At 73.7% G+C, this 25,822-nt stretch carries 23 protein-coding genes and 1 pseudogene; 13 read left to right on the top strand and 11 right to left on the bottom strand.

The features are described 5' to 3' along the window. Nucleotides 1-33: 33 nt before the first annotated feature. Genes AC3EU2_RS13290 through AC3EU2_RS13315 form a run of 6 tightly spaced genes read left to right on the top strand, consistent with a single transcriptional unit; the run spans nt 34 to nt 4,177 of the window. The gene (locus AC3EU2_RS13290) at nt 34-834 is read left to right on the top strand and encodes a DUF4097 family beta strand repeat-containing protein (RefSeq protein ID WP_488176773.1); all 801 of its coding nucleotides are present in this window, start codon (nt 34-36) and stop codon (nt 832-834) included. Beyond that, entirely contained in the window at nt 831-1,622 is a 792-nt protein-coding gene (locus AC3EU2_RS13295) for an ABC transporter ATP-binding protein (protein WP_488176774.1), read from the top strand. Before AC3EU2_RS13290 ends, AC3EU2_RS13295 begins: the two co-directional genes overlap by 4 nt. Then, a complete protein-coding gene (locus AC3EU2_RS13300) occupies nt 1,619-2,389 on the top strand; it encodes an ABC transporter permease (protein WP_488176775.1) in 771 nt (256 codons plus the stop codon). The genes AC3EU2_RS13295 and AC3EU2_RS13300 overlap by 4 nt, the downstream gene beginning before the upstream one ends. A 54-nt stretch (nt 2,390-2,443) precedes the next feature. Continuing rightward, entirely contained in the window at nt 2,444-2,647 is a 204-nt protein-coding gene (locus tag AC3EU2_RS13305) for a DUF4177 domain-containing protein (RefSeq protein ID WP_488176776.1), read from the top strand. Between the two features lie 11 nt (nt 2,648-2,658). Further along, nucleotides 2,659-3,372 carry a hypothetical protein gene (locus tag AC3EU2_RS13310; RefSeq protein WP_488176777.1) on the top strand — a complete coding sequence of 238 codons (714 nt, stop codon included), beginning with the start codon at nt 2,659-2,661 and terminating at the stop codon, nt 3,370-3,372. 13 nt (nt 3,373-3,385) lie between these two features. Then, on the top strand, nt 3,386-4,177 hold the full coding sequence (locus AC3EU2_RS13315) for an RDD family protein (protein ID WP_488176778.1): 792 nt from the start codon (nt 3,386-3,388) through the stop codon (nt 4,175-4,177). Nucleotides 4,178-4,195: 18 nt separating this feature from the next. Here the strand turns inward: AC3EU2_RS13315 and fahA are convergent, their stop codons facing one another. Both fahA and AC3EU2_RS13325 read right to left on the bottom strand, forming a co-directional pair. Further along, nucleotides 4,196-5,431 (bottom strand): fumarylacetoacetase, encoded by a 1,236-nt coding sequence (fahA, locus tag AC3EU2_RS13320; RefSeq protein WP_488176779.1) that lies wholly within the window; start codon nt 5,429-5,431, stop codon nt 4,196-4,198. Then, nucleotides 5,431-6,294, bottom strand: a complete 864-nt coding sequence (locus AC3EU2_RS13325; RefSeq protein ID WP_488176780.1) for a hypothetical protein — start codon at nt 6,292-6,294, stop codon at nt 5,431-5,433. The genes fahA and AC3EU2_RS13325 overlap by 1 nt, the downstream gene beginning before the upstream one ends. Before the next feature lie 70 nt (nt 6,295-6,364). Between AC3EU2_RS13325 and AC3EU2_RS13330 the strand changes: the two genes are divergently transcribed. Further along, complete coding sequence (locus AC3EU2_RS13330; RefSeq protein ID WP_488176781.1) at nt 6,365-7,615, top strand: homogentisate 1,2-dioxygenase domain-containing protein; 1,251 nt, start codon at nt 6,365-6,367, stop codon at nt 7,613-7,615. Here the strand turns inward: AC3EU2_RS13330 and AC3EU2_RS13335 are convergent. Then, nucleotides 7,590-7,946 carry a precorrin-2 dehydrogenase/sirohydrochlorin ferrochelatase family protein gene (locus AC3EU2_RS13335; protein ID WP_488176782.1) on the bottom strand — a complete coding sequence of 119 codons (357 nt, stop codon included), beginning with the start codon at nt 7,944-7,946 and terminating at the stop codon, nt 7,590-7,592. The genes AC3EU2_RS13330 and AC3EU2_RS13335 overlap by 26 nt on opposite strands. Nucleotides 7,947-8,147: 201 nt before the next feature. Between AC3EU2_RS13335 and AC3EU2_RS13340 the strand changes: the two genes are divergently transcribed. Together AC3EU2_RS13340 and AC3EU2_RS13345 are read left to right on the top strand one after the other, a co-directional pair. Next, a complete protein-coding gene (locus AC3EU2_RS13340; RefSeq protein WP_488176783.1) occupies nt 8,148-8,681 on the top strand; it encodes a hypothetical protein in 534 nt (177 codons plus the stop codon). A 90-nt stretch (nt 8,682-8,771) separates the two neighbouring features. Next, complete coding sequence (locus tag AC3EU2_RS13345; RefSeq protein WP_488176784.1) at nt 8,772-12,914, top strand: nSTAND1 domain-containing NTPase; 4,143 nt, start codon at nt 8,772-8,774, stop codon at nt 12,912-12,914. Between the two features lie 28 nt (nt 12,915-12,942). On the opposite strand, the gene AC3EU2_RS13350 is transcribed toward AC3EU2_RS13345, so the two are convergent. The 8 genes and pseudogenes from AC3EU2_RS13350 to AC3EU2_RS13385 form a co-directional block, all read right to left on the bottom strand. Next, the gene (locus tag AC3EU2_RS13350) at nt 12,943-13,419 is read right to left on the bottom strand and encodes a nitroreductase/quinone reductase family protein (RefSeq protein ID WP_488176785.1); all 477 of its coding nucleotides are present in this window, start codon (nt 13,417-13,419) and stop codon (nt 12,943-12,945) included. Between the two features lie 142 nt (nt 13,420-13,561). Next, on the bottom strand, nt 13,562-14,650 hold the full coding sequence (locus AC3EU2_RS13355; RefSeq protein WP_488179490.1) for a uroporphyrinogen-III synthase: 1,089 nt from the start codon (nt 14,648-14,650) through the stop codon (nt 13,562-13,564). A gap of 32 nt (nt 14,651-14,682) precedes the next feature. After that, entirely contained in the window at nt 14,683-15,918 is a 1,236-nt protein-coding gene (gene cobA, locus AC3EU2_RS13360; protein WP_488176786.1) for a uroporphyrinogen-III C-methyltransferase, read from the bottom strand. Beyond that, nucleotides 15,915-16,301, bottom strand: a complete 387-nt coding sequence (nirD, locus tag AC3EU2_RS13365) for a nitrite reductase small subunit NirD (protein WP_488176787.1) — start codon at nt 16,299-16,301, stop codon at nt 15,915-15,917. Before nirD ends, cobA begins: the two co-directional genes overlap by 4 nt. After that, nucleotides 16,298-18,450, bottom strand: a pseudogene (locus AC3EU2_RS13370) (molybdopterin oxidoreductase family protein). Before AC3EU2_RS13370 ends, nirD begins: the two are co-directional and overlap by 4 nt. 5 nt (nt 18,451-18,455) lie before the next feature. Next, a complete protein-coding gene (locus tag AC3EU2_RS13375; protein ID WP_488176788.1) occupies nt 18,456-19,826 on the bottom strand; it encodes an MFS transporter in 1,371 nt (456 codons plus the stop codon). Nucleotides 19,827-19,981: 155 nt separating this feature from the next. Beyond that, nucleotides 19,982-21,682, bottom strand: a complete 1,701-nt coding sequence (locus AC3EU2_RS13380; RefSeq protein ID WP_488176789.1) for a bifunctional metallophosphatase/5'-nucleotidase — start codon at nt 21,680-21,682, stop codon at nt 19,982-19,984. 140 nt (nt 21,683-21,822) lie between these two features. Then, a complete protein-coding gene (locus AC3EU2_RS13385) occupies nt 21,823-23,136 on the bottom strand; it encodes a nicotinate phosphoribosyltransferase (protein ID WP_488176790.1) in 1,314 nt (437 codons plus the stop codon). 24 nt (nt 23,137-23,160) lie between these two features. Between AC3EU2_RS13385 and clpS the strand changes: the two genes are divergently transcribed. The 4 genes from clpS to AC3EU2_RS13405 all read left to right on the top strand — a co-directional run bounded on the left by clpS (nt 23,161) and on the right by AC3EU2_RS13405 (nt 25,817). Next, complete coding sequence (gene clpS, locus AC3EU2_RS13390; protein ID WP_488176791.1) at nt 23,161-23,451, top strand: ATP-dependent Clp protease adapter ClpS; 291 nt, start codon at nt 23,161-23,163, stop codon at nt 23,449-23,451. Further along, complete coding sequence (locus AC3EU2_RS13395) at nt 23,451-24,131, top strand: DUF2017 family protein (protein ID WP_488176792.1); 681 nt, start codon at nt 23,451-23,453, stop codon at nt 24,129-24,131. The genes clpS and AC3EU2_RS13395 overlap by 1 nt, the downstream gene beginning before the upstream one ends. Nucleotides 24,132-24,201: 70 nt before the next feature. After that, nucleotides 24,202-25,026 (top strand): glutamate racemase, encoded by an 825-nt coding sequence (gene murI, locus AC3EU2_RS13400; RefSeq protein ID WP_488176793.1) that lies wholly within the window; start codon nt 24,202-24,204, stop codon nt 25,024-25,026. After that, nucleotides 25,023-25,817: an MBL fold metallo-hydrolase gene (locus AC3EU2_RS13405; protein WP_488176794.1), complete on the top strand. Its 795-nt coding sequence runs from the start codon at nt 25,023-25,025 to the stop codon at nt 25,815-25,817. The genes murI and AC3EU2_RS13405 overlap by 4 nt, the downstream gene beginning before the upstream one ends. Nucleotides 25,818-25,822 lie beyond the last annotated feature (5 nt).

Consider the following 25,822-nt stretch of genomic DNA (forward strand, 5'->3'; position numbering starts at 1 on the left):
GTGCCCGTCCGCCACCTCACTGAGGAGAACACCGTGAGCACCTTCGACACCCCCGCACCGATCCGCGCCCGGGTCCGGCAGCACGCCGGGAACCTGCGCGCGGTCGCGTCGCCCTCCGAGCACACCACCGTCACCGTCACGCCGTCCCGCCCGGACCGGCCCGGGGACGTCGAGGCCGCGCAGCGCACGCGCGTCACCCTCGTCGACGGTCTCCTCGACGTCACCGTGCCGCGCGACCGCGGCCTCGGCGCCATCTGGCGGCCGGCGTCGGTCGAGGTGCTCGTCGAGCTCCCGTGCGACTCGGACCTCGACGCCGAGACCGCTGCCGGGGACCTCGAGGCGTCCGGTCGCCTCGCGGACTGCCGGCTCAAGACCTCCGCAGGCGACGTCCGGGTCGAGGAGGCCACCCGCGCGCACCTGCGCACCTCGGCCGGCAACGTCGACGCGCGCCGGGTCAGCGAGATGGCCGACCTCAGCACGAGCGCCGGCAACGTCGGCCTCGGTGAGGGCAGCGGTCACACCACGCTGCGCGCCGGCTCCGGTGACATCACCGTGGGCCGCAGCGCCGGCCGTCTCGACGCGCGGACGGCGTACGGGCAGATGCGGGTCGACTCCGTGGTTGAGGGCGTGCTGACCCTGGCCACCGGCTACGGCACCATCGACATCGGCGTTCTGGACGGCACCGCCGCGAAGCTCGACGTGACGTCGGAGCACGGACACGTCCGCAGCGAGCTGCAGCCGGCGTCCGACGGCCCGGGCGAGGCGGAGCCGACCGCGTCGATCACGGCGGTGACCAGGTACGGCAACGTCACCATCCGCAGGGCGCTGTCATGACCACCACCGCCACCTCGCCGCCCGCCGCGATCTCGGTCTCCGGGCTGCGCAAGTCCTTCGGCGAGGTCGACGTCCTGCGCGGGGTCGACCTCGAGGTCGCCACCGGGAGCATCGTCGCCCTCCTCGGGAGCAACGGCGCCGGCAAGACCACCCTCGTCCGGATCCTCTCCACGCTGCTCACGGCCGACGCCGGCCGCGCGAGCATCCACGGGCACGACGTCGTCGCGGACGGGCGGGCGGTGCGTGAGGCCATCAGCCTGACCGGGCAGTTCGCCGCCGTCGACGACGTCCTCACCGGCCGCGAGAACCTCGTCCTCGTCGCCCAGCTCCGCCACTTGGACGACCCGGGCCGGATCGCCGACGAGGTCCTCGAGCGGTTCTCGCTCACCGACGCCGGCGGGCGTCGGGTGTCCACGTGGTCCGGGGGCATGCGGCGCCGGCTCGACGTCGCGATGAGCCTCATCGGGGACCCCCGCGTCATCTTCCTCGACGAGCCGACGACGGGACTGGACCCCCAGGGCCGGCTCGACGTCTGGGAGGCCGTCACTGAGGTGGCCGCGCAGGGGGCCACGGTGCTGCTCACGACGCAGTACCTCGACGAGGCCGAGCAGCTCGTCGACCGGATCGCCATCCTCCACGAGGGCCGGATCATCGTCGACGGCACGCTCGCGGAGCTCAAGGCCCTGCTCCCACCGGCAGAGGTCGTGTACGTCGAGAAGCAGCCGAGCCTCGAGGACGTCTTCCTCGCCGTCGTCGGCGGATCCCGCGACGAAGGAGGACCCTCATGACCACCCACGCCCTCGGCGACACCACGGTCCTGCTCCGCAGGTCGTTGCGGCACATCGTCCGCAGCCCGGACACGATCATCTCGACGCTCGTCATGCCGGTCGCGATGATGCTGCTGTTCGTCTACGTCTTCGGCGGGGCGATCGACGTCGGCGCCGAGTCCTACGTCGGCTACCTGCTGCCCGGCATCCTCGTCATCACCATCGCCTCGGGCATCTCGTACACGGCGTTCCGCCTCTTCCTCGACGTGCAGGGGGGCATCGTCGAGCGGTTCCGGTCGATGCCGATCGCCCGCTCGTCCGTGCTCTGGGCGCACGTCCTCACGTCGCTCGTCGCCAACCTCGCCTCCCTCGCCGTCGTCGTCCTCGTCGGGATCGCGATGGGGTTCCGTTCCGGCGCAGGGCCGCTCGCGTGGCTGGCGGTCCTCGGTATCCTCGCGCTGCTCACCCTCGCCCTGACGTGGGTGGCGGTCATCCCCGGCCTCACGGCGAGGACGGCGGACGGCGCGAGCGCGTTCGCCTACCCCCTCGTCCTCCTGCCGTTCGTCAGCTCGGCGTTCGTGCCCACGGAGAGCATGCCCGGGCCGGTCCGCGCGTTCGCCGAGAACCAGCCGGTGACGACGATCGTCGACGTGGTCCGCCGTCTCTTCGCCGAGCAGCCCGTGGGCGGTGACGTCTGGATCGCCCTCGCCTGGTGCCTCGGCATCCTCGTCGTCGCCCACGCCGTGGCCGTGCGCACCTACCGACGCAGCGTCGCGTCCCGGCCGTAGCCGGGTTGTCCCGAGCGGGCCGCCCGGCCCGGCCGCGCGGCATACGCTCGGTGCATGGGATACGAGTACAAGGTCGTGCAGATCCGCGAAGGGCTCGTCGGCGGCAAGATGTCGGCCGGGAAGCTCGAGTCGGTCCTCAACGAGTGGGCGGCCCAGGGCTGGCAGCTCAAGGCGGTGACCGCCGTCGAGGTCAAGGGTCGGATCGGTCCCGGCGGCACGGAGGGCGTGCTCGTGACGTTCGAGCGGGCCCGGGGCTGACCGGCTCCGTCGTGACCGGCCGAGCCGGGTCGGTTCTCGTCCTGCCGAGCCCTCTCGTCGGCGCGGGCGCCTACGCCGGACTGGCCGCGGCGTTCCGCGGGTACGGCGCCGCGGCCACGGTGGCGCCGGTCCCCGACGATGTGACGTCCGGAGGCGAGGTGCTCGACGCGTTCCGGCTCGCCGTCCGCGACGCGGCACCCGACCTCGTCGTCGCGCACAGCAACGCCGGGCTCGTCGCCCCCGCAGCGTCAGGGGGCGTACCGGTCGTCTTCGTCGACGCGGCCCTGCCGGCACCGGAAGGCCCGTGCGCGATGGCGCCGGAGACGATGATGGTGGCCCTGGCGGCGCTCGCGGACGAACGCGGGGTGCTGCCGCCGTGGACGCGGTGGTGGGACGAGTCGGACGTCGCGCCGCTCTTCCCCGACGAGGCGACGCGTCGCCGGGTCGAGGGCGGGCAGCCCCGGCTCCGGCTGCGCTACTTCCGGTCCGAGGTCCAGGCCCCACCCGGGTGGGAGGGTGGTCCGCACGCCTACCTCGCCTTCGGCGGGACGTATGCCGTGGAGCTGGCTCGCGCCCGCCACCTCGGCTGGCCGACCCGGGTCGTCGACGGGGCCCGGCACCTGCACCACCTGCACGACCCCGGGCGGGTGGCCCGTGCGGTCCTCGCCCTGGCGGGGGCGGTCCGGGCCGGCCGTGACGATGCGAGCTCTCCCGGGCCCGTGTGACATCCTGCGAAGCATGAGCACGCCGAGCAGACCCGGGTGGTACGAGAACCCTGACAACCCCGACGAGCTCCGCTACTTCGACGGCATCCTGTGGACGTCCAACACCACGGTCCTGCGCAAGCGCCCGGCACCCGAGGAGGCGGCCCCGGCCGCGAGCGCTCCGGGAGCGCCCCCGGTCCCGCCGCAGCCCCCGGCCCCGGTTCCCCCGGGCTGGGGCGCCCAGTCCGCCCCGCAGGGGCGGACGCGTCCGTCCGCGATGGCGACCGTCCCCGGACAGCCCGAGCTGGCCCCGTACCTCACCCGGGTCGTCGCGTACCTCATCGACACCCTCGTCATCGCCGTGGCCTCGCTCGTCGTCGGCGGCTGGTTCCTCTGGAAGGCGATCGAGCCCATCGCGGACCGGCTCGACGCCGCCATGGTCGCCGGTGACTTCCGGGCGATGAGCTCGGCGCTGGGCGAGGCAGGCCTCGGCTGGCTCGCCGCGTTCCTCGCCGTCCAGCTCGTCATCATGCTCGGCTACCACACCTTCTTCCTCACGCGCCGCGGCGCGACCCCGGGGAAGCTGTTCCTCGGCATCAGCGTCCGACGGGTCGACCGGCCGGGGCTGCTCGACGTCGACACCGCCGTGCGACGCGTCGGCTTCCAGGCCGTCGCCCAGGCGCTCGGCAACGTCCCCGTCGTCGCGAGCCTGGCGACCATCGTCGTCATCACCGACCTCGTCTGGCCGCTGGCCGACGACAAGAAGCAGGCGCTGCACGACAAGGTCGCGCAGACCATCGTCGTCAAGGGGCGCGTCCAGCACTGACGCCGCAGCGCCGGTCGGTCAGGTCGCCGCGGCCGGGAGGATCGTGCCGGTGCACTCACCGAGCGAGATCCTGGTGCCGCCCGGGCCGGGCGCCGTGGCGCGCAGCGTGACGGTGTCGCCGTCCTCGAGGAAGGTGCGCTCGCTTCCGTCGTCGAGGCGCACCGGCTCTCGGCCCCCCCAGGACAGCTCGAGGAACGAGCCGCGCTGGTCCTTCTCGGGCCCGGAGATCGTGCCCGAGCCGAAGAGGTCGCCGCTGCGCACGGTGGCCCCGTTGACGGTCATGTGCGCGAGCATCTGCGCGGGCGACCAGTACATCGTCCGGTAGGGCGGCCGGGACACGACGGTGCCGTTCCACTCCACCTCGTAGGTGATGTCGAGCCCGTATGCCGTGCCCGCGCCGTCGTCGGTGGCCTCGCCCTGCAGGTAGGGCAGGGGAGTCGGGTCGGTCTGCCCCGGCAGCGGCACGCGGGCCGGGCGCAGGGCCTCCGTCGTCACGACCCAGGGGGAGATGGAGGTGGCGAAGGACTTGCCGAGGAACGGGCCGAGCGGGACGTACTCCCAGGCCTGGAGGTCGCGCGCGCTCCAGTCGTTGAGCAGCACGACGCCGAACAGGTGCTCGTCCAAGTCGGCCACGCGGACAGGGGAACCCAGCTCCGTGGAGCCGCCGACGACGAACCCGAGCTCGGCCTCGATGTCGAGCCGCACGCTGGCCCCGAACACCGGGGTGTCCTCGGTCGGTGGCTTGCGCTGGCCGCGGGGGCGGGTGATGCCGGTGCCCGACACGACGACGGTCCCCGCACGGCCGTGGTAGCCGATGGGGAGGTGCTTCCAGTTCGGCGTGAGCGGCTCCGAGTCCGGGCGGAAGAGCCGGCCGACGTTGTTGGCGTGGTGCTCGCTCGCGTAGAAGTCGACGTAGTCGGCCACGTCGAAGGGCAGGTGCATCGTCACCGAGTCGACGGGGACGAGGTTCGGCTCGACGCAGTCGCGACGGGCGGGGTTGGTCAGCAGCTCGACGACCCACTCACGGGCCGACGACCACGCGTGCCGGCCCAGCGCGAGGAACGGGTTGAGCGTGGGGGCCGACCACACGGCGTACGACTCCATCCCGGCCTGCTCGGCGCACGGGCCGAGGTCGAGGACGTGGTCGCCGATCCTCGTGCCGATCCGGGGCGCCGAGCCGTCGGTCGAGAAGACGCCGTAGGGCAGGTTGGTGACGCCGAAGGGGTGGTCGGCGGGGAGGTCGAGCCAGGTCATCAGGGGTTCTCCTCAGGAGGGGCGGGGTCGAGGTCGACGAGGCCGAGGTCGACCAGCTCGCCGATGGGGTCGGTGACCTCACAGCACCCGTATGCCGTGAGGAGACTGCGCAGCCGGCGCACGTCCCCCGGCTCGAGCGAGCGCACCGCGTCGGCGAGCAGGCGCGGGTCGCGCTGCGACAGCAGGGTCTCGACGGCCGCGGGAGCGCCGTCGTGGGCGGCGGCGTGCACGGCGAGGAGGACGTTGAGGAGGCCGTGCTGCGGGTCGCCGTCGTGCTCGGCGCGCACGGCGTGGTGGAGGCCGCCGGTGAGCTTGAACGGCACGCCCAGCCGGGCGCAGTCGTGGACGAACGCGGCGAGCTCGACCTCGTCCGGCCACGCCCAGGACGGCGTGGCACCCGTGCGGAACTTCGCCTGGACCTCGCGCCCCACCTCGTCGACGGCGGCCGCGACGTCGTCGAGGGCCCGGTCGCGGTCCGGGCCCCGCGGGACCTCGAGCGTCAGCGGGAGCCCGTCGACCGGGAGGTCGCGCCAGCCGGCGAACCAGCCGAGCTCCGCGCCCACGACGTCGACGGTGGTGACCGACGCGAGCTGCCGGGCGGCGTCGACGAGGACGGAGGGGTCGACCCCCGGGCGGGCGATGAGGCCGACCCGCAGGACCGGTCCTCCGTCGGAGTCCAGCTGGGCGACAAGGGCGCCCACGTCCGAGACGGGGACGAGCAGCGGACCGACGAGGCCGGCATACGCCGCGGTGCGGTGGGCCCGGTGACGGTCCACGGCGAGCGGCAGGGGCGCGTTGCCGGGGGGGAACACGGCGGCATCGTCGATGAGCCCTGCGAGCAGGGCGGTGGGCGCCGTGGACATGCCGGACACGCTACTAGTCTGAGGAGGCACGAGTTTCGACACGCTTCCGACACAACGAGGTGGAGACCAAGTGGCGCACTACCAGTCGATGGGCAGCATCCCGCCCAAGCGGCACACGCAGCACCGGCGACCGCCCGGGCGGGGCAGGACCGGCGAGCTCTACTACGAGGAGCTCATGGGTGAGGAGGGGTTCTCGTCCGACTCGTCCCTGCTCTACCACCGCAACATCCCGTCGACGATCACCGACGCCCGGGAGTGGGCGGTCGGCGACCTGTCGACGACGCCCAACCACCCGCTCAAGCCGCTCCACCTCCAGCCGCACGCGCTCTTCGACCACGCGAGGACGGTCAAAGGCACCGACGTCGTGACCGGCCGGCGGCTGCTGCTCGGCAACGGCGACGTGCGGATCTCGTACGCCGTGGCCGGCGCACCCAGCCCGTGGTACCGCAACGGCATCGGGGACGAGTGCGTCTACGTCGAGCGCGGCGCGGCCCGGGTCGAGACGGTGTTCGGCGGCTTCGACGTCGCGCAGGGCGACTACGTCATCATCCCGAGGGCCACGACCCACCGCTGGATCCCGACGTCGTCGCGCAAGGAGCCGCTGCGGGCCTACTGCATCGAGGGCAACAGCCACATCGCCCCGCCGAAGCGCTACCTGTCCAAGTACGGCCAGCTCCTCGAGCACAGCCCGTACTGCGAGCGCGACCTGCGGGTGCCGGCGGGGCCGCTGCTCGCGGAGGACGTCGGCGAGAAGGAGAACGCCGAGACCGAGGTCTACATCAAGCACCGGGGGAGCGGGCCAGCCAGCAGCGGCGGGATCGTCGGGACGGTGCACACCCTGCCGTTCCACCCGCTCGACGTCGTCGGCTGGGACGGCTGCCTCTACCCGTACGTCTTCAACGTGCGCGACTACGAGCCCATCACCGGCCGGGTGCACCAGCCGCCGCCGGTGCACCAGGTCTTCGAGGGCTGGAACTTCGTCGTCTGCAACTTCGTGCCGCGCAAGGTCGACTACCACCCGCTGTCCATCCCGGTGCCGTACTACCACTCGAACGTCGACTCCGACGAGGTGATGTTCTACGTCGAGGGCGACTACGAGGCGCGCAAGGGGTCGGGCATCGGGCAGGGCTCGATCTCACTCCACCCCGGTGGTCACGCCCACGGGCCGCAGCCCGGTGCCGCGGAGGCCTCGATCGGGGCGGAGTACTTCGACGAGCTCGCCGTCATGGTCGACACCTTCCGGCCCCTGGATCTCGGCGAGGGCGGGCTCGCGTGCGACGACGGCAGGTACCACCTCAGCTGGAGCGGCTCTCGGCGCTGACCTTCGCGCGGCGGACCGCCTCGACCCACGTGCCCACCATGGCGTCGAGCGCGGCGTCGCCACTCGCCGCGTGGACCAGCCAGACGCCGTCGAGGTCGCTGGGTCGCGGGGCGCGGTTCTCCCACGTGATCCGGCGCTCGGCGAGCAGGTCGAACATGTCGTCGCACAGGTGGGTCGCGACGACGGTGACCGGGTGCGGGCTGGTGGCGAGGGCGTCGACCCGGCGCGCGGCGACCGGCCCGCCGCCGACGACGAGGACGTGCCGGCCCGGGAGCGGGCAGTCGAGCACCTTGACGGTGTCGGGCGCGGGGCGCTGACTCACCTGTGCCATGCCGACCATCGTCGCCTCCGTGCGTTGCGGGCGGGGTGCTCCCGTGTGACGACCATGTTGCTGGGGACGGGCTGATACCGGGTTGAGACCGCTCATCGACAGCGTGCCTCTCGTCCGGGGACCCCAATCCAGGAGGCTCACATGTCCCGTCCGTCCATGTCATCCCGTTCTCCCCGAGGAGCACTTGCCGCACTCGGCGCCATGGCCCTCACCCTGACCACCGCAGCAGCCGCGCAGGCCGACCGCCCCCAGATCAGCCACTTCCGCGGCTCCGGCTCCCACATCGAGCAGGAGGAGGGAACGTGCATGGACCTGCCGTTCCCGCTGCTGCACGAGGTCGAGTTCAACGCGGTGCTCACCGACCAGGTGCGCAACGGCACGTACTACTTCCGCCTGGTCGCCGTGAACCGCAGCGTCTACACCAACATGGAGACGGGAGCCTCGCTCACCGGCCAGTCGTCGGTCCAGGAACGTGACCAGCGGATCGTCGACAACGGCGACGGCACCCTGACCATCACCTTCAAGACCTCGGGCCGCGAGTCGTACCACACGCCGGCCGGCGCGCTCATCGGCATCCGGCTCGTCCGGCAGACCGTCGAGATCGTGCTCGACCACGCGGGGACCCCTGCCGACCCGAGTGACGACGAGGTCCTCTCCGAGACCTGGTCGGAGCCCACCGGCGTCGACACCCTCGGACTCGACGAGTGCAGCGTCGCCGCCGAGTACCTCGGCTGAGCCGCCCCGTCGGCCGTGGCAGCTCGCCGACCCGCGCCGGGAGGTGTCGTTCTCGTTGACACCTCCCGGCACGGACGACACAGTGAGACCGTGCGGCTGAGCGTGCTGGGCCCGTTGGTGCTTGGCGGCGATCACCACGCCCTCGGCCCCCGGGACCGGGTCGTCCTCGCGGTGCTGGCCAGCCGCCCCGGGAGCACCGTCCGCACCGACGCCATCGCCGAGGCGCTCTGGGGTGAGGCGGTTCCCACCTCGAGCGCCAAGGTCGTTCAGGGCTGCGTCATGAGGCTGCGTCGAGCCCTCGGTGTCGCGGCCATCGAGACCGTGGGCGGCGGCGGCGGTGGCGCCTACCGGCTCGCGCTGCACCACGACGAGATCGACGCGACCGTCTTCGCGGATGCGGTGTCGGTCGCGGCCGACCTGCTGGCCGACCGGCAGTCGGACCGCGCCCACTACCACGCCGGCCGGGCGCTCGACCTCTGGCGCGGAGACCCCCTCCCCGAGCTGGAGGACTGGCCCGGCGCGTCGGCCGAGCGCGCCGAGCTGGTCGAGCAGCACCACGCCGCGGAGGAGGTCCGCGCCGCCGCCGCCGTCGACCTGGGCCTGCACGCCGAGGTCGTCCCCGAGCTGCTCCGCCTCGCCGACGACCGGCCCACCCGGGAGCGCCGGTGGCAGCTCCTCGCCCTGGCGGAGTACCGCTCGGGGCGCCAGGCCGACGCCCTCGCCACCCTCCGGCGCGCGAGGAAGATCCTCCTCGACGACTTCGGCCTCGACCCGTCGGCGGAGCTCGGCGCGCTCGAGGTCTCGATCCTCGCGCAGGCCCCGGCCCTGGACCTCGTGGCGCCCGCGTTCCACGAGACGGAGTGCCCGTACCCGGGCCTCCTCGCCTACGACGTCGAGGACACGGCGATGTTCTACGGCCGTGAGCCGGACATCGCCGCATGCCTCGCCCTGCTCGACCGCAGCGGCGTCCTCGCCGTCGTCGGGCCCTCCGGCTGCGGCAAGTCCTCGCTCGTCCGGGCGGGGCTGGCGGCGTCCCTCGTCCGCGACGGGCGCACCCCCACCGTGCTGACGCCGGCGACGACGACCGTCGCCACGCTGGCGGCGCTGGAGCCGGGCCCGGGCGGTGTCCTCGTCGTCGACCAGCTCGAGGAGCTGTTCACCGCCCCCCGGGAGGAGCAGGACCGGTTCGTCGCCCAGCTGCTCCGGGTCGTGGCCGAGGGGAGTGGGCTCGTGCTCGGGATCCGCGCCGACACGATGGGCGAGCTGTCGTCGCACGTCCAGCTGGCGCGGCGGGTCGAGGGTGGGCTGCACCTCGTGGGCCCGATGAGCGACGAGGGGCTGCGGCGCGCGATCCGCGGTCCCGCGGAGCAGGCGGGGCTGTCCGTCGAGCCCGGTCTGGAGGAGCTGCTCGTCCGCGAGGTGGAGGGTCAGCCGGCCGCCCTGCCCCTGCTGTCCCACGTGCTGCGCGCGACCTGGGCCGAACGGGAGGGGCGTACCCTCACGGTCGCCGGGTACCGGTCCACCGGGGGGATCCAGGAGGCGGTGTCGCGAACCGCCGAGGACCTCTACCGGGCGCTCGCGGTGGAGGACCAGGAGCTGCTGCGCCAGCTCATGACCCGCCTCGTCTCGAGGGACGAGGACGCGGCCTCGGTGCGGCACCGGGTCCCGGTGAGGACCGTCGGTCAGGACGACAGCCAGCGGCAGCTCGTGGACCGGCTCGTCGACGCGCGGCTGCTCAGCAGCGACGGCGAGAACGTCGAGATCGCCCACGAGTCGCTGACCCTCGCCTGGCCGAGGCTGCGGTCGTGGCTCGACGAGGACGTCGAGGGGGCCCGGGCCATGCGGCACCTCTCGGTCGCGGCGCAGACGTGGGAGGCGATGGGCCGGCCCGACAGCGAGCTCTACCGCGGGGCCCGCCAGCAGCGCGTCGAGGAGTGGCGCCGACGGGACCGGCCGCGCCTCACCGAGGTGGAGGCGGGGTTCCTCGACGAGTCCGAGGCGCGGGCGGTGGTCGAGCTGCGCGAGGGGGAGACGCGGCTGCTGGCGCAGCGCCGCACCAACCGCCGTCTCAGGGCCGGCCTGGCCGCGGTCGCCGTCCTCGCCGTCGTGGCCGCCGCGGCCGGGGTCGTGGCGACGTCCGCGTCCCGTCGGGCCGAGGCCAGCGCCACCTCGGCGGACGCGCGGCTGCTCGGGGCCGAGGCGCTGCGGGCCGGCGACGTCGACACCGCCCTCCTCCTCGGGGTGGCGGGATGGCAGCTCGAGGCCTCCAGCGACACCCGGGCGAACCTCCTCGCCGCTCTCGACCGGGCGCCGGCGCTGCTCCGGACGGAGCGGGTGGCACGGACGACGAGCATCGCCGTGAGCGAGGCCGGCGGGAGGCTGGTCAGCCAGGCGCCGGAGCGGGCCCTCGAGCTGCGGTCGCTCGACACGCTCGCGCTCGTCTCCGAGCGACCCGAACTGAGGGGCCCCGCGGTCGTGGCCAGCGCCGACGGGGCGGTCGTCGCCGTGTCCGTCATGAGCGAGCTGCTCGGCCCGGGCAGGCCCCACGGCGCCGTCGTCCTCCTCGACGGCGACGGATCCGTCGCCGCCGCGCAGCCCGGCGGGATGCCGGAGCGTCGCTACGTCCAGCAGGACCTCACCCTCACCCCCGACGGGCGGTGGCTGGCGGCGACGTTCCTCGATCGTGCGGGCGGGGCCCCGCTCGTCGGGCTGTGGGACCTCGACCGACCGGCGACCCCCGTCGCGCTGCTCGACCTCGGGCCGCAGTCCGGCGACCCGACCCCCTCGGCCGACGGGACGACGATCTACACGGTCGGGGAGGGTCGGCTGCGCGTCACCGACGTCGGGACCGGGCGCGCGCGGCAGGTGCTCACCGGTGCGGACCTCGGTGCCGGCGAGCTCGGCGGCTCGATCGCCCTCTCCGCCGACGGGAAGCAGATCGCGGTCGCGGCCGACCGTCAGGTCGTCCTCGTCGCGACCGCCACGAACGCGCGCCTCGCCGTCCTTCCCACCCCGGGCGACCCCGGAGGCGTGTCCTTCTCCGCCTCCGGCTCGCGCCTCGCGTCCGCCGGGGAGGCCCTGCTCGTCTGGGACGTCCCCTCGGGCGCACCCCCCACGGAGCTGCTCGACCAGCCGGATGCCGGGACCTGGGTGGTCTTCGGCGAGGGTGGGCGGACGGCATACACCGCCGAGTTCGACGGACTCCTCCACGCGTGGGACCTCACCGGCACCCAGGGGATCCTACGACGCTCCGTCGGCGGCGTCGCCGACCCCGGCTTCGCCAAGGTCTCGCCGGACGGCCGGAGCGTCCTGCACGTCTCGACGGCGACGGAGCCGGTCCTCACGATCGTGGACTCGGCGTCGGGAGCGGTGCAGCACGAGGTCGCCGTCGGCCAGGACGCGACGAACTACGTCGACGGGGCCTGGAGTCCGGACGGACGCCTCGTCAGCGTGACGACGGGCGACGACGCCGTCGGTGTCTGGGACTCCGCCACGGGGGAGCGGCTCGCGACCCGCGACCTGCCTGTCGACGAGGTCGCGTCGTACGGGGCCTTCACCGCGGACGGCCGCCTCCTCGTCGGCACGACGACCGGGCGGATGCACGTGCTCGACGCCCGGACGCTCGAGCCGGAGCGGGACGCTCTGGACGTCTCGGCGCTCGTCGGTGCGGAGGGCGCCCTGTCCTCGCTCATCCCGCGGCCCCGGTCCGACCAGGTCCTCACGGCGGTCGACGGCCAGGGCACCTGGCTCGTCGACGTGGACCGCGGGACGGCCGACCGCTTCGACATCGGGCACGAGGTGTTCGGGGCGGCCTACTCACCCGACGGCTCCCGCCTTGCGGTCACCACCCGGGAGGGCGAGGTCGGCCTGTATGCCGTCGACACGAGCCGGTGGATCGCCGCACCGACCGCACGGCACCCGTTCGCCGGCTGGAGCGCGTCGTTCAACGGGGACGGGACCGAGGTGGCGGTCGCCGCGTCGGGTCGGCTCGGTCGCTGGGACGGCCGGACCGGCTCCTTCCTGGGGGCGGTGACGGTCGGGGACGACGGGGTGGCCGGGTACGGACCGGACGCCTCGTCCCTCCTGCTCGCCGGCGGGTCCGGCAGGACCTACACGTGGGCCCTCGACGAGCAGGGGTGGGTCGCGGCCGCGTGCCGGATGGCCGGCCGTTCGCTCACCGCGGACGAGTGGCGCACCTACCTCCCGGACCGTGAGCCGCAGGAGGTCTGCTGAGCCGGGCGCTGCGACCACCGCGCCCACGTCACCGCACGGGCGTGAGCACGGCCACCGGGGTCGGGGTCGTGCGGTGCGCGACGCGGGCCTCCAGCTGCGGGTCGACCGCGCACCAGCGCGCCCACAGGCGCTCGTGGTCGGCGCCCTGCGCCGCGTGCGCGCGAACGGTGATCGGCTCCTCGACGCCGGTGAGGCGCACGGTGGCCTCCGGGTGGGCCAGGAGGTTGAGCCACCACGCCGGGTGGCCCTCGTCCCAGCCGTTCATCGCCAGCGTGACGAGGTCGTCACCGTCATCGAGGTAGCCGAGGATGACCTCGCGTTCCCGACCCGAGCGCCGGCCGGTGGCGGTGAGGCGGAGGGCGCCCCATCCGCGCTTGTTGGAGGGCGTCCACAGGAAGCGCCCGCCGCTGAGTCGGTGGAGGCCGCGGTGCACCCGCCAGGCCAGGTGGACGAACCACGGCGGTGGCTGGGAGGGCTTGGCGGGTGCGGATGCGGATGCGGGCATGTGGTTCCTCCTGCCGGCGCGCACGTCGCACGCCGACGGCGTCGCTCACGTCCAGCGTAGGACCGCGGTGCAGTCGGGGAGCGGGGTCGGGCAAACCCGTGCCGGGCCGCCGTGTCGGCCCGCCGGGCCGGGGCGGGGCGGGTCAGGCGAGGGCGAGCCGGTAGCCGCGCTTGACCACGGTCTGGACCAGCGCGCGTCCTCCGGCGTCACGGAGACGGCCGACGGCCACCTCCGCGGCGTGCGGGTCGGTGGAGTCGCCGGGCAGGACGCGCAGGACCTCGGCGCGTGACACGACGTCGCCACCGGCGTCGACGAGGAGGCGCAGCACCTCGAGCCCGGTCGGCGACAGCGGGAGGACGTGGCCGTCGAGCAGCGCGACGGTGCGGCGGACCTGGAGATGACCCGTCGCCGTGGCGACCGCCGTGGACTGGGCGGCCTCGTAGTGGTGCACGAGCCGGCGCACGAGGGCGCCGAGTCGGCCGCGGTCGGGGACGATGGGCTCGATTCCCCTCTCCTGCAGCGGAAGGGCCGTGATCGGTCCCACGGCAGCAGCCACGAGGCACCCCGACCGGTGCCGGGCGACGATCCCGTCGAGTGCCCCCTCGGCGTCGGCGGCGGCGAGCCAGGCGTGGGCGCCGGGGGCCGAGGTGAAGACGACGGCGTCGATCTCGCCGGCAGCGGCGTCGCGCACCGAGGCGGCCAGGGCCAGCGGGTCCGGCGTCGGGCCCCAGCGGTAGACGACGAGGCTCGCGACATCGGCTCCCGCGGCCGCGAGCTCGGTGTCGAGCCCGTCGGCACCGGCCCCGTGGTGCTGGACCGCGACCCGCAGGCCGGACACCCCCTCGTCGAGGAGCAGCTCGAGGATCTCGGCGGACGTCTCCGACTCGGCGACCCAGTCGGCCGTGAGCCCCGCGGCCTGGATCGCTCCGCGTGCCTTCGGCCCGCGTGCGACGATCCGCGCCCGACCGAGGACGTCGAGCAGCTCGTCCGCGTGTCCGGCGGCGTCGGCGGCCTCGATCCAGCCGCGCAGCCCGATCCCGGTCGTCACCACGACGACGTCCGGTGGGGTGGCGATGAGCTGCTTCGTCGCCAGGACGAGCTCCTCGTCGTGCTCGTGGGGCACGATCGTCAGGGCCGGGGCGTGGCGGACGGTGGCGCCGCGACGGGTCAGGGCGGAGGCGAGCTCGCTCGAGCGACGGTCCGCCGTGACGAGGACGACGCACCCCGCCATGACCTGCCCCAGCGCCGGGGGAGTCCGGCCGGTCACCGGGTGTCCCCGGCCGCGAGGCCGGTGGGGACGAGCAGCGAGGGGTCGGCGACCCGCCCGACGACGATGACGGCGGGGGAGCGCACCCCGGCCCCGGCGGCCACCGCCGCCACGTCCCGGAGGGTGGCCGTGGTGACGCGCTGCGCCGCGGTGGTCGCGTCCTCGACGATCGCGACCGGAAGGTCGTCCACCGCACCGGCCGCGCGCAGGTCGCGCGCGTGGTCCGCGAGGGCCGAGACGCCCATGAGGACGACGAGGGTCGCCCGCTCCGCCGCGACGACGGCCAGGGCCGACGGGTCGATGGGCTCGTGCCCGCTCACCACGTGGATCGCGGCGACGGTGCCGCGGTGCGTCAGGGGTATGCCGGCCGCCGCCGGCGCGCTCAGCGCCGAGCTCACGCCGGGCACGACCTCGACCGCGACCCCGGCCGCACGGCAGGCGAGGACCTCCTCGCCGCCGCGACCGTAGACGAACGGGTCACCGCCCTTGAGCCGGACCACGGTCCGGCCGCGCTGGGCCTGCTCGACGAGGATCCGGTTGATCTCGTGCTGCGGGACGGGGTGGTGGCCGGGGGTCTTGCCGACGTCGATGACCTCGACGCTCGTGGGGAGCGTGCGCAGCACCCCGGTGGGGCCCAGCCGGTCGGTGACGACGACGTCCGCCTCGGCCAGGGCACGTCGGCCGCGCACGGTGAGCAGGTCGGTGGCCGCCGGTCCGCCGCCGACGAGGACGACCCGCCCGGGAGCCCCCGGAAGGCGGCGGCGCTCGCGCAGGTCGAGGTCGCCCGTCGCCAGGTGCAGGGCCAGCGCGTTGCGGACGGACACGACCCGGGCCGGGTCGGGACGCCCGAGCGACACCACGCCCACCCGCACGCCCGCGTGGTCGGTCACGGCCGGGTTGCGGGCCGTGCCGTGGACGGCGGACCCGGCGCACACGCTGAAGACCCGCTCGTCGGTCGCCCGCGCACAGAGCTCGCGGTCGGTGCGGAGGTCACCCGTGGCCGCCACGACGAACCACGCGCCGGCCACGTCGTCGAGGCGGACCTCGCGCCGGCTCCACGTGACGCCCGGCTCCTCCACGAGGTCGAGCAGCGCCTCGCAGGCGATGGGGGTCACGACGTGCACCAGCGCGCCGTCGGCGACGAGCGCGGCCGCCTTGGTGGCGGCGACGGGTCCTCCTCCGGCGACGAGCACGGCCCGGCCGACGAGGTCGACGCCGAGCAGGGTGCTCACGCCGCGACCTCGTGCCGCGAGACGTGGACGACGCCGTCGCGGATGTCCGTGGCCCAGGTGCGCAGCGGCTGCGGCTCGCGCCCCACGGGGTCGAGGCACTCGCCGGTGCGCAGGTCGAACACCTGCTTGTACATCGGTGACGCGACGGTCGGGGCGTCACCGCGGGAGCCGACGATCCCCCGCGACATCACGTGGGCGCCGGAGAAGGGGTCGAGCTGCTGGACGGCATACACGTCGTCGGTGTGGGTGCGGAAGAGCGCGAGCTGCTCGCCCCCCACGAGGGCCGCCGCACCGCGCTCGGGGAAGAGGTCGTCCACGCGGCAGACGGCGACCCACCCGGGCAGGGCGAGTCCGGGCTCCTGCGTCACGACGTCGACGGTCATCGGCGAACCTCCAGGGTGGTGCCGGCGATGAGCACACCACTCGTGCGCTGCTCCGGGGTGGCGGGGCGGGGCTGGCCGCGTTCGGCGACGTAGGCGAACGAGTCGTCGGCCTGGTCGGGCGCGTTGACGAACGACCCGAAGCGGCGCAGCTTCTCGGGGTCGGCGAGGGCCGCCGCCCACTCGTCCTCGTAGTCGTCGACGTGGCCCGCCATCGCGGCGTCGAGGTCGGTGCCGATCCCGAGGCCGTCGTCGATGACCACGGAGCGGATGGACTCCAGGCCGCCCTCGTGGTCCTCGACCCACACCGCGGTGCGCTGCAGTCGGTCGGCGGTCCGGACGTAGTACATGAGGAACCGGTCGATGGTCCGGACGAGCGTCTCGGTGTCGAGGTCCTCGGCGAGGAGCTGCGCGTGCCTCGGGGTGAAGCCGCCGTTGCCGCCGACGTAGAGGTTCCAGCCGTTGTCGGTGGCGATGACGCCCACGTCCTTGCCGCGTGCCTCGGCGCACTCGCGCGCGCACCCCGAGACGCCGAGCTTGATCTTGTGCGGCGAGCGGAGGCCGCGGTAGCGGAGCTCGAGGGCGATGGCGAGACCGACCGAGTCCTGCACCCCGTAGCGGCGCTCGTCGAAGACCTCCGCCGCGTCGGTGTCCCACGTCCCCGGCGCACCGAGTCGCGTGGCCAGCTCACGCCAGACCCACAGCTCGGAGCGCGCCCCCGACGGCGCCTCGACCGCCTTGCGGCGGCGCAGGACGCGCCCCTCGAGCGAGGTCATCGTGCCCTCCTCCTCCGCCCACTGGAGCACGGGAAGGACCACGTCGGCTCGCTGCGCGGTCTCGGAGGGGACGACGTCGCAGACGACGAGCAGGTCGAGGGCGTCGAGCCGGTCGGCGACATGGGTCGAGTGCGGCGCCGAGACCCGCAGGTTGCGCCGTGCACGAGGAGGGCCCGGGGTCCGTCGTCACGGCCCAGCGAGTCGAGCAGCTCGACGGCCGGCCTGCCCTTGCCCGGGATGGCGGCGGGGTCGACGCCCCACACGGCCGCGACGTGCTCGCGGGCCGCGGGGTCGTCGATCATCCGGTAGCCGGGGAGCTGGTCGGACTTCTGCCCGTGCTCGCGGCCACCCTGGCCGTTGCCCTGGCCGGTGACGGCGCCGTAACCGGAGCCGAGCCGGCCCGGCAGGCCCAGGGCGAGGGCGAGGTTGATCGCGGCGTTCACCGTGGCGGTGCCCTGGACCGACTGCTCGACACCGCGCCCGGTGAGCACGTACGCGCCGGCGCCGCCGCGGGACGGGCTCGCGGCGGCGAGCAGTCGTGCAGTCTCGCGGAGCAGGGTGGCCGGCACACCGGCCACCTGCTCGACGCGCTCCGGCCACCAGGCGGCGGCGAGGCGCCGGGCGTCCTCGGCCCCGGACGTGCGCTCGTCGACGTAGGCCGTGTCCGACAGCCCTTCGGCGAGGACGACGTGGAGGAGGCCGAGGAGGACGACGAGGTCGGTCCCCGGGACCGGCTGCAGGTGGAGCCCCTGACCGTCGTCGGTGAGGGAGGCGGTGGCGCTGACCCGGGGGTCGACGACGACGAGCCCACCGGCGGCCCGGGCCCCGGACAGGTGGGCGACCGCCGGGGGCATCGTCTCGGCGAGGTTGCTGCCGAGGAGCAGGACGGCGCCGGCACCGCCGATGTCGGCGAGGGGGAACGGCAGCCCGCGGTCGACCCCGAGCGAGCGGTTCGCCGCCGCGGCGGCGCTGCTCATGCAGAAGCGCCCGTTGTAGTCGATGTTGGCGGTGCCGAGCGCGATGCGGGCGAACTTCCCCAGCTGGTACGCCTTCTCGTTGGTCAGCCCGCCACCGCCGAAGACGGCGACGGCGTCGGCACCGTGCCGGGCCCGGATCTCGCAGAACCGCCGGGCGACGAGGTCGAGGGCCTCCTCCCAGGTCACGGGCCCCAGCTCGCCGTCGGCCCCGCGGACGAGGGGGGTGGCGAGCCGGTCCGGCGCACGCAGCACCGAGGCGCTCGTCCATCCCTTCTGGCAGAGGCCTCCCCGGTTCGTCGGGAAGTCACGGCCCGCGACGATCACCCCGGCCGGAGTCGGGGTGAGCGTCTGCGCGCACTGCAGGGCGCAGTAGGGGCAGTGCGTGGCAACGGCCTCCATGGGGCTCAGATCGTCTCCGCGGCCAGCGCCGTACCGCGACGCTGGTACACGGCATACGTCGTCACGGCCATGAGGACGTAGGCGCCGACGAAGACGTAGAGGGCGGGGGTGAGGGAGCCGTACGTGTCCTTCGCCATGGCGAAGCCACGCGGGATGAAGAAGCCGCCGTAGGCGCCGACGGCCCCCGCGATGCCGATGCACCCGGCGGCGGCCTTGCGGGCCGCGGGGAGGGCCTCGGCGCTGACCCCGGCCCGGAACACCGCGGGGATCATCCGGTACGTGGCGCCGTTGCCGATGCCGGCGCCGACGAACAGCACCATGAACGCCCCGAAGAAGAGCGGGAAGCTGCGCGACTGCAGCCCCTCGATCGCGGCGAGGGCGCCGAGGGTCAGGACGACGAACGAGGCGATGGTGACGCGGGCGCCACCGAGCCGGTCCGCGACCATCCCGCCGAGCGGGCGGGTGAGGGCGCCGATGAGCGCACCGAGGAACGCGAGGCCGAGGGGGGCCGTGGGGAACTGGGTCTTGAGCAGCGTCGGGAACGCACCGGCATACCCGATGAAGGAGCCGAAGGTGCCGATGTAGAGGAAGGAGATGACCCACGTGTGCGGGTTGCGGGTCGCGAGGGCGAACGAGCGGTAGTCGGCGCGGATGCCCGAGAGGTTGTCCATCCAGCGCCACGCGGCCGCGGCCGACAGCAGGGCGAGGGGGATGAAGACCAGGCCGGCCCGCTCGAGGTGCACGCCGGCGCCGATGGCGATGACCGCGGGGACGACCATCTGGACCATGCCGGTGCCGAGGTTGCCGCCGGCGGCGTTGAGCCCCAGCGCCTTTCCCTTCTCGGCCTCGGGGAAGAAGAACGAGATGTTCGTCATCGACGAGGCGAAGTTGCCGCCACCGAACCCGGCGAGCGCGGCGCAGAGCAGGAGCACCCCGAACGGCGTGCCCGGCTGGGTGACGACCCAGGCGAGCGCCGACGCGGGCAGCGGCAGGAGGAGTGACGAGATGACGGTCCAGTTGCGCCCGCCGAACATCGGGACGGCGAAGGTGTAGGGGATGCGGACGGTGGCGCCGACGAGGCTCGGCACCGCGATGAGCCAGAACTGCTCGTTGAGGGTCAGCGAGAAGCCGGCGGCGGGCAGGAGCGGCACGACGACGCTCCACAGGGCCCAGACGCAGAACCCGAGGAACTCGGCGAGGACGGAGAAGCCGAGGTTGCGGCGCGCGACGCGGCGGCCGGTGGACTGCCAGAAGGTGGCGTCCTCGGGGTCCCAGTGATCGATCCAGCGGCCCCCGCGGGTCGTGGGGGCGGTCGGGGCGAGCGGGGCCTCCGGGACGGGGCCGGCGGTGGCCGCGGTGGCGGTGGTGGTCTCCATGCGTCGAAACCCTGCCGACCGGGTGTTTCGGGCACCTCAGCGCGTGTGAATGGTCCGTAACACTCGGCGCACAGACGGACGACCCGGTCTGTGAGAACACTCGACCCGCAGGGCCAACGGGCGCCCTGCGGGTCGAGGTGTGGTCAGGCGCCGTGTCAGGGGACCGCCGTGATCCGGTTCTGCGGTCCGGGGTTCACGGTCCCGAGGTGCTCGACGTACCGGGCGAAGGCGTCGAGGTCGATCTCGCCGACGAACCGGTTGGTGCCGTCCCGGAACACGCTGTAGCCGTCACCGCCGTCGGCGAGGAAGTTGTTCACCGTGACGCGGTAGGTGGCCGCGGGGTCGAGCGGCACGCCGTTGATCCGGACGTTCGAGATGCGGTCACCCGGCGCGGCGCTGAGGGAGCGGTCGTACGTGAGCGAGGCCGGGATCTGGAGCACGCCGTTGCCGCCCGTGAACTGCTGCTCCAGCACCGCCTCGATGGCGGCGCCGGTGAGGTCCATGGTGACGAGGACGTTGGCGAAGGGCTGGACCGTGAAGGCCTCTCCGTAGGTGATCGGGCCGGCGTTGATGTCCGCCCTGATGCCGCCGGAGTTCATGAACGAGATGACCGCCGGCGCCCCGTTGCCGGCCGGCCACCCGGTCCCGGAGGTCGCCCAGACCTGGGCGTCGGCGATGATGTCGCCGAGCGACGACTCACCGAGGCTGTTCTGCGTCCTGGTGAGGGGTGCCGACGCCGCGCCGATCTCCCTGTTCTCGGTCGGTGCGGCGATCTCGCCGTACTTGTCGATGAGCGCCGTGAGGTCCTCCGCCGGCGTGAAGGCGTCGCGTCGCACGATGACGTTGTTGATCGTGGCCGACACGACCTCCTTCGTCGCGCGGCTGATCGAGAGGTCGATGTCCGTGACCACGCGGCCCGCCGACGCGGCGCCGGTCACCATGATCCCCGTCCCGGCGAGGTCCGGGCAGTTGAGGGCCCAGTTCGTGTGGCCCGTGACGACGAGGTCGATCTCGGGGTCGAACCGCTTGATGACCTCCACCCCGGCTCCGGTCGGGTTGGCGCAGGAGTTGACCGTGGTCTCGTTGAGGCCGGTCCCGGCGCTGCCACCCTCGTGGAGCAGCACGACGATCGTCTCGACGCCCGCCTTCTTGAGCACGGGGACGAGGGCGTTGACCGAGTCGGCCTCGTCGTGGAAGTCGAGGTTCGCGGTGGCCGCGGCGGTGACGATGTTGGGCGTGCCCTCGAGGGTCATCCCGACGACGGCCACCTTGGCGCCCGGGAACCGGTGGATGGCATAGGGCGGGAAGATGGTCTCGCCGGTGTCCTTGTAGGTGACGTTGGCGGCCAGGAAGTCGAAGTCCGCACCCGCGAAGCCGTCACCACCGAAGCAGCCCTCGACGGGGTGGCAGCCGCCCTCCTGCATCCGGACGAGCTCCTCCGGGCCCTCGTCGAACTCGTGGTTGCCCACGCCGTTGTAGTCCAGGCCCATGAGGTTCATCGCCTCGATCGACGGCTCGTCGTGGAAGATCGCCGACACGAGCGGGGTGGCACCGATGAGGTCCCCGGCCGACACGAAGAGGGTGTTGGGGTTCGTGGCCTCGAGGTTGCGGACGTACTGCGCGAGGTACTCGGCGCCGCCGGCCGGAGTGGCGCCGATGCGGCCGCCCGAGCTCGTCGAGTCCGGCGGCCGGAGCTGGCCGTGGAAGTCGTTGAGCGCCAGCACCTGGACCTCGGTGGTCCGGGCGTTCGACTCTCCCGGTCCGCCACCGGGCGGGGCGGCCGAGGCCCCGGGTGTGAGGGCCGGCAGCACGAGCGCCGATCCGACGGCGAGCAGAGCGAGAGACCTGGTACGCATGACGCATCCTCCTGGGGGCCGTTGCTGGCGCGGGTGTTCGGCACGTTAGGGGGTGGACGTCCCGGAGGCCATGACCCAGCAGAGCCCCTCCTCCCACTCCGGCGCAGGGCGACGAGGACCCGGCATCCGGTACGGGGGCGTCAGACGTAGCGGGTGGGGATGGCCGGGTCGCCCCGGCTCAGCTGGTGGGCCGAGCGGGGCAGCTCGGCGAGCGAGGACTCGTGGCGTTCGCGGGCGGCGGCCAGCGCGACGTGCTCAGCGCCGACGAGCTCACCCGCCCGGACGTAGTCCACGAGGAGGGTGCGGTCGTCCCCGTCGTCGACGGGTGCCTCACCGATGCCGATGATCTCCGCCTCCGCGGTGCCGCGCGCGTCCCGGCGGCGCAGCGCGAACTTGCGGCCACCCACGGAGGCCTTGTCCTTGCTCGCCTTCGCGACGTCGACCATCCGGCCGGAGTCGTCCGAGCGGGCGACGAGCTTGTAGACCATGCCCGCCGTGGGGGCGCCGGACCCGGTGACGAGCTGGGTGCCGACGCCGTACGCGTCGACTGGACCGGCCGCGAGCCCGGCGATGGCGAACTCGTCGAGGTCGGAGGTCACGACGATCCGGGTGGACGTGGCGCCGAGCGAGTCGAGCTGCTCGCGCACCTCCTGGGCCTGGTCGAGCAGGTCGCCGCTGTCGAGCCGCACCGCACCGAGCCCGGTTCCGGCGACCTCGACGGCGATCTCCACCGCCCGCTGGACGTCGTAGGTGTCGACGAGCAGCGTCGTGCCCGGGCCCAGCGCCTCCACCTGCGCGGTGAAGGCCTCACGCTCGTCGTCGTGCAGCAGCGTGAACGAGTGGGCCGCCGTCCCCGCGGTCGGCACGCCCCAGCGCCGTCCCGCCTCGAGGTTCGACGTGGCCGCGAAGCCGGCGATCCAGGCCGCGCGTGCTGCCGCCACCGCCGCCTCCTCGTGCGTGCGCCGCGAGCCCATCTCGATGCAGGGACGCGTCCCCGCGGCCCCGGTCATCCGGGAGGCGGCGCTCGCGATCGCGCTGTCGTGGTTGAGGATCGACAGGATCACCGTCTCGAGGAGCACTCCGTGGGCGAAGTCGGACTCGACGACGAGCACGGGGGATCCGGGGAACCACGCCTCGCCCTCGGCGTACCCCCGGATGTCCCCGTCGAATCGGTAGCCGGCGAGGAAGTGCAGGGTCTCGTCGTCGACGACCTTCCCGTCGCGCAGCCGGGCGATCTCGGCGTCACCGAACCGGAACTGCTCGATCGCGTCGAGCACCCGCCCGGTCCCTGCGAGGACCCCGTATCGGCGACCCCGGGGGAGCCGGCGGGCGAAGGTCTCGAAGACGCAGCGGCGACTCGCCGCACCGGACCGCAGTGCCGCCTGGACCATGGTCAGCTCGTAGTGGTCGGTGAACAGGGCGGTGGACGCGGGGGCGGCGGGCTCGGGCCTCATTCGCGGCAGCCTATGGTGGGAAGCGTGTCCATCGCGCCCGTGAAGGAGGAGACCACCTCCTCCGACTCCCTGGTCGAGGCCGACGTCCCGTGGATCACGCTCGTCTGGAACGACCCGGTCAACCTCATGTCCTACGTGACCTACGTCTTCCAGAGCTACTTCGGCTACGAGCGTGCCAAGGCCGAGAAGCTCATGATGGACGTGCACGTCAAGGGCCGCGCCGTCGTCTCGCACGGCTCACGCGAGAAGATGGAGATCGACACCGAGGCCCTCCAGGGCTACGGGCTGTGGGCGACCTTCCAGAAGGACGACTGATGGCCCGCGCGTTCTCCCGTCGCGGGAGGGGGAAGACGACCCGGTATGCCGCGAAGCTCGATGCGATGGAACGTGCGGTCGTCGCGGGGCTGATGGAGCAGGTTCACGACCTCGTGGCGCCCGAGTCCGACGCCGCGACCACGAGCGGTGAGGGCGACGACTTCGACTCGATCGTGTCGGGGCTGGGCGGCCTCGGGATGGGCGTGTCCGTGTCCGCGGAGGACCAGGCTCCCGACCACCGGCCGGTGCCCGCGGACGCCCGGTCGTTCGGCGACCGCGACCCCGCCCTCGAGCGGCTCCTGCCGGCGGGCAACCGCACCGACGACCAGGCGTCGGCGGAGTTCCGCCGGCTCACCGAGCACGGCCTGCGCCAGCGCAAGGCGCGCCACCTCGAGTCCGCCATCACCGCGCTCCGGGCTCCGGGCTCCGGCGTCGAGCTGGACGAGCGGACCGCGATCGACTTCGTCATCGCGCTCACCGACGTGCGGCTCGTGCTCGGCGAGCGCCTCGGGCTGCGCGAGGACGCCGACGTCGACCGCCTCGAGGAGGAGCTCGCGGAGGGGGACGTCGACGACCCGCGGGCGCACGCCATGGCGGTCTACGACTTCCTCACCTGGCTGCAGGAGACGCTGGCGACGGCGATGCTGCCGCGGTCGCCCAAGGCCGGTCCGGCGGGCTGACCGGAGGACGCCCCGGTGGCGAAGGCCACTGGCGCCTCCTGGCCAGACCGGAAACGCATAGCCTGTGCCGGTGGCTGACTCACCCATCGGCATCTTCGACTCCGGATACGGCGGTCTCACCGTCGCGCGGGCCGTCCTCGACCAGCTGCCGCACGAGTCGGTCGCCTACCTCGGCGACACCGCGCGCACCCCCTACGGCCCGCGACCCATCGCGCAGACCCGGGCCTTCGCCCTCGAGTGCCTCGACCGGCTCGTCGACCACGGCGTCAAGGCGCTCGTCATCGCGTGCAACACGGCGAGCGCCGCCGTCCTCCACGACGCCCGCGAGCGCTACGACGTGCCGGTCGTGGAGGTCATCCGACCGGCCGTGCGCCGGGCCGTGGGCGCGACCCGCAGCGGTCGGATCGGGGTCATCTCGACGACCGGCACGCACCAGTCACGGGCCTACCTCGACGCCTTCGCGGCGGCGCCGCACCTCGACGTCACGAGCGGGGCGTGCCCCCGGTTCGTCGAGTTCGTCGAGTCGGGCGTGACCGGTGGGGAGGAGGTCCGTGCGGTGGCGCGCGAGTACCTCGCCCCCTTCCAGGAGCACGGGGTCGACACGCTCATCCTCGGCTGCACGCACTACCCGCTGCTGTCCGGCGTGATCTCCTACGTCATGGGACCGGACGTCACGCTCGTGTCCTCCGCCGACGAGACCGCGAAGGAGCTCTACCGCGTGCTGTCCGACAGCGACCTGCTCCGCCCCGACGCCTCACCGGCGCCGCAGCACGGCTTCACGACCACCGGGGACCCGGAGGAGTTCCGCCGGCTGGCCACGCGCTTCCTCGCGCTCGGGCCGGACGTCGGGGACGTCTTCATCTCGCCCGTGGCGGTCGCCGAGGTGGTCGCGTGAGGCTGACCGTCATCGGCTGCAGCGGCTCGTTCGCCGGCCCGACCTCCGCGGCGTCCAGCTACCTCGTGAGTGCCGACGACGCCGACGGCCGGACCTGGAACGTCCTGCTCGACCTCGGTTCGGGTGCGCTCGGCCCGCTGCAGCAGCACGTCGACCCGCACGCCCTCGACGCGGTCCTCCTCAGCCACCTGCACCCGGACCACTGCGCCGACCTCTGCGGTCTCTACGTCTCCTACACCTACGCGCCCGGGGGTGCGCCCGACGAGCGGCTGCCCGTCTGGGGCCCGCGCGACACCTCCCGTCGGATCGCCCTCATGTACCACGGGCTCGAGGACGGGGGCCTGGAGCGGGTCTTCGACTTCGGCCGGGTGCACGACCGCGTCCCGATCCGCGTCGGCCCGCTGACGATCACCCCGTATGCCGTGAACCACCCCGTCGAGGCGTACGGCTTCCGCGTCGAGGGCGACGGGGCCGTCATCGCCTACACCGGTGACACCGACAGCTGCGACAGCCTCGGCCCGCTCATGAGCGGCGCCGACCTCGTGCTCGCCGACTCGGCCTTCGTCGACGGACGCGACGGCGTCCAAGGGGTGCACCTGTCGGCGAGCCGGGCGGCCCGCGCGGCGCTCGACGCCGGAGGCGTCAAGCGGCTCGTGCTGACCCACATGCCGGCGTGGAACGACCCGGAGGTCTGCCGCGCCCAGGCCGAGGAGCTCTGGCCCGGGGTGGAGGTCGCCGAGCCGGGCGCCGTCCACGACCTCGGCTCACGCGGTGTCGCGTCCGGCGTCTAGCCTGC

Source organism: Knoellia sp. B-D-2, assembly GCF_057714695.1.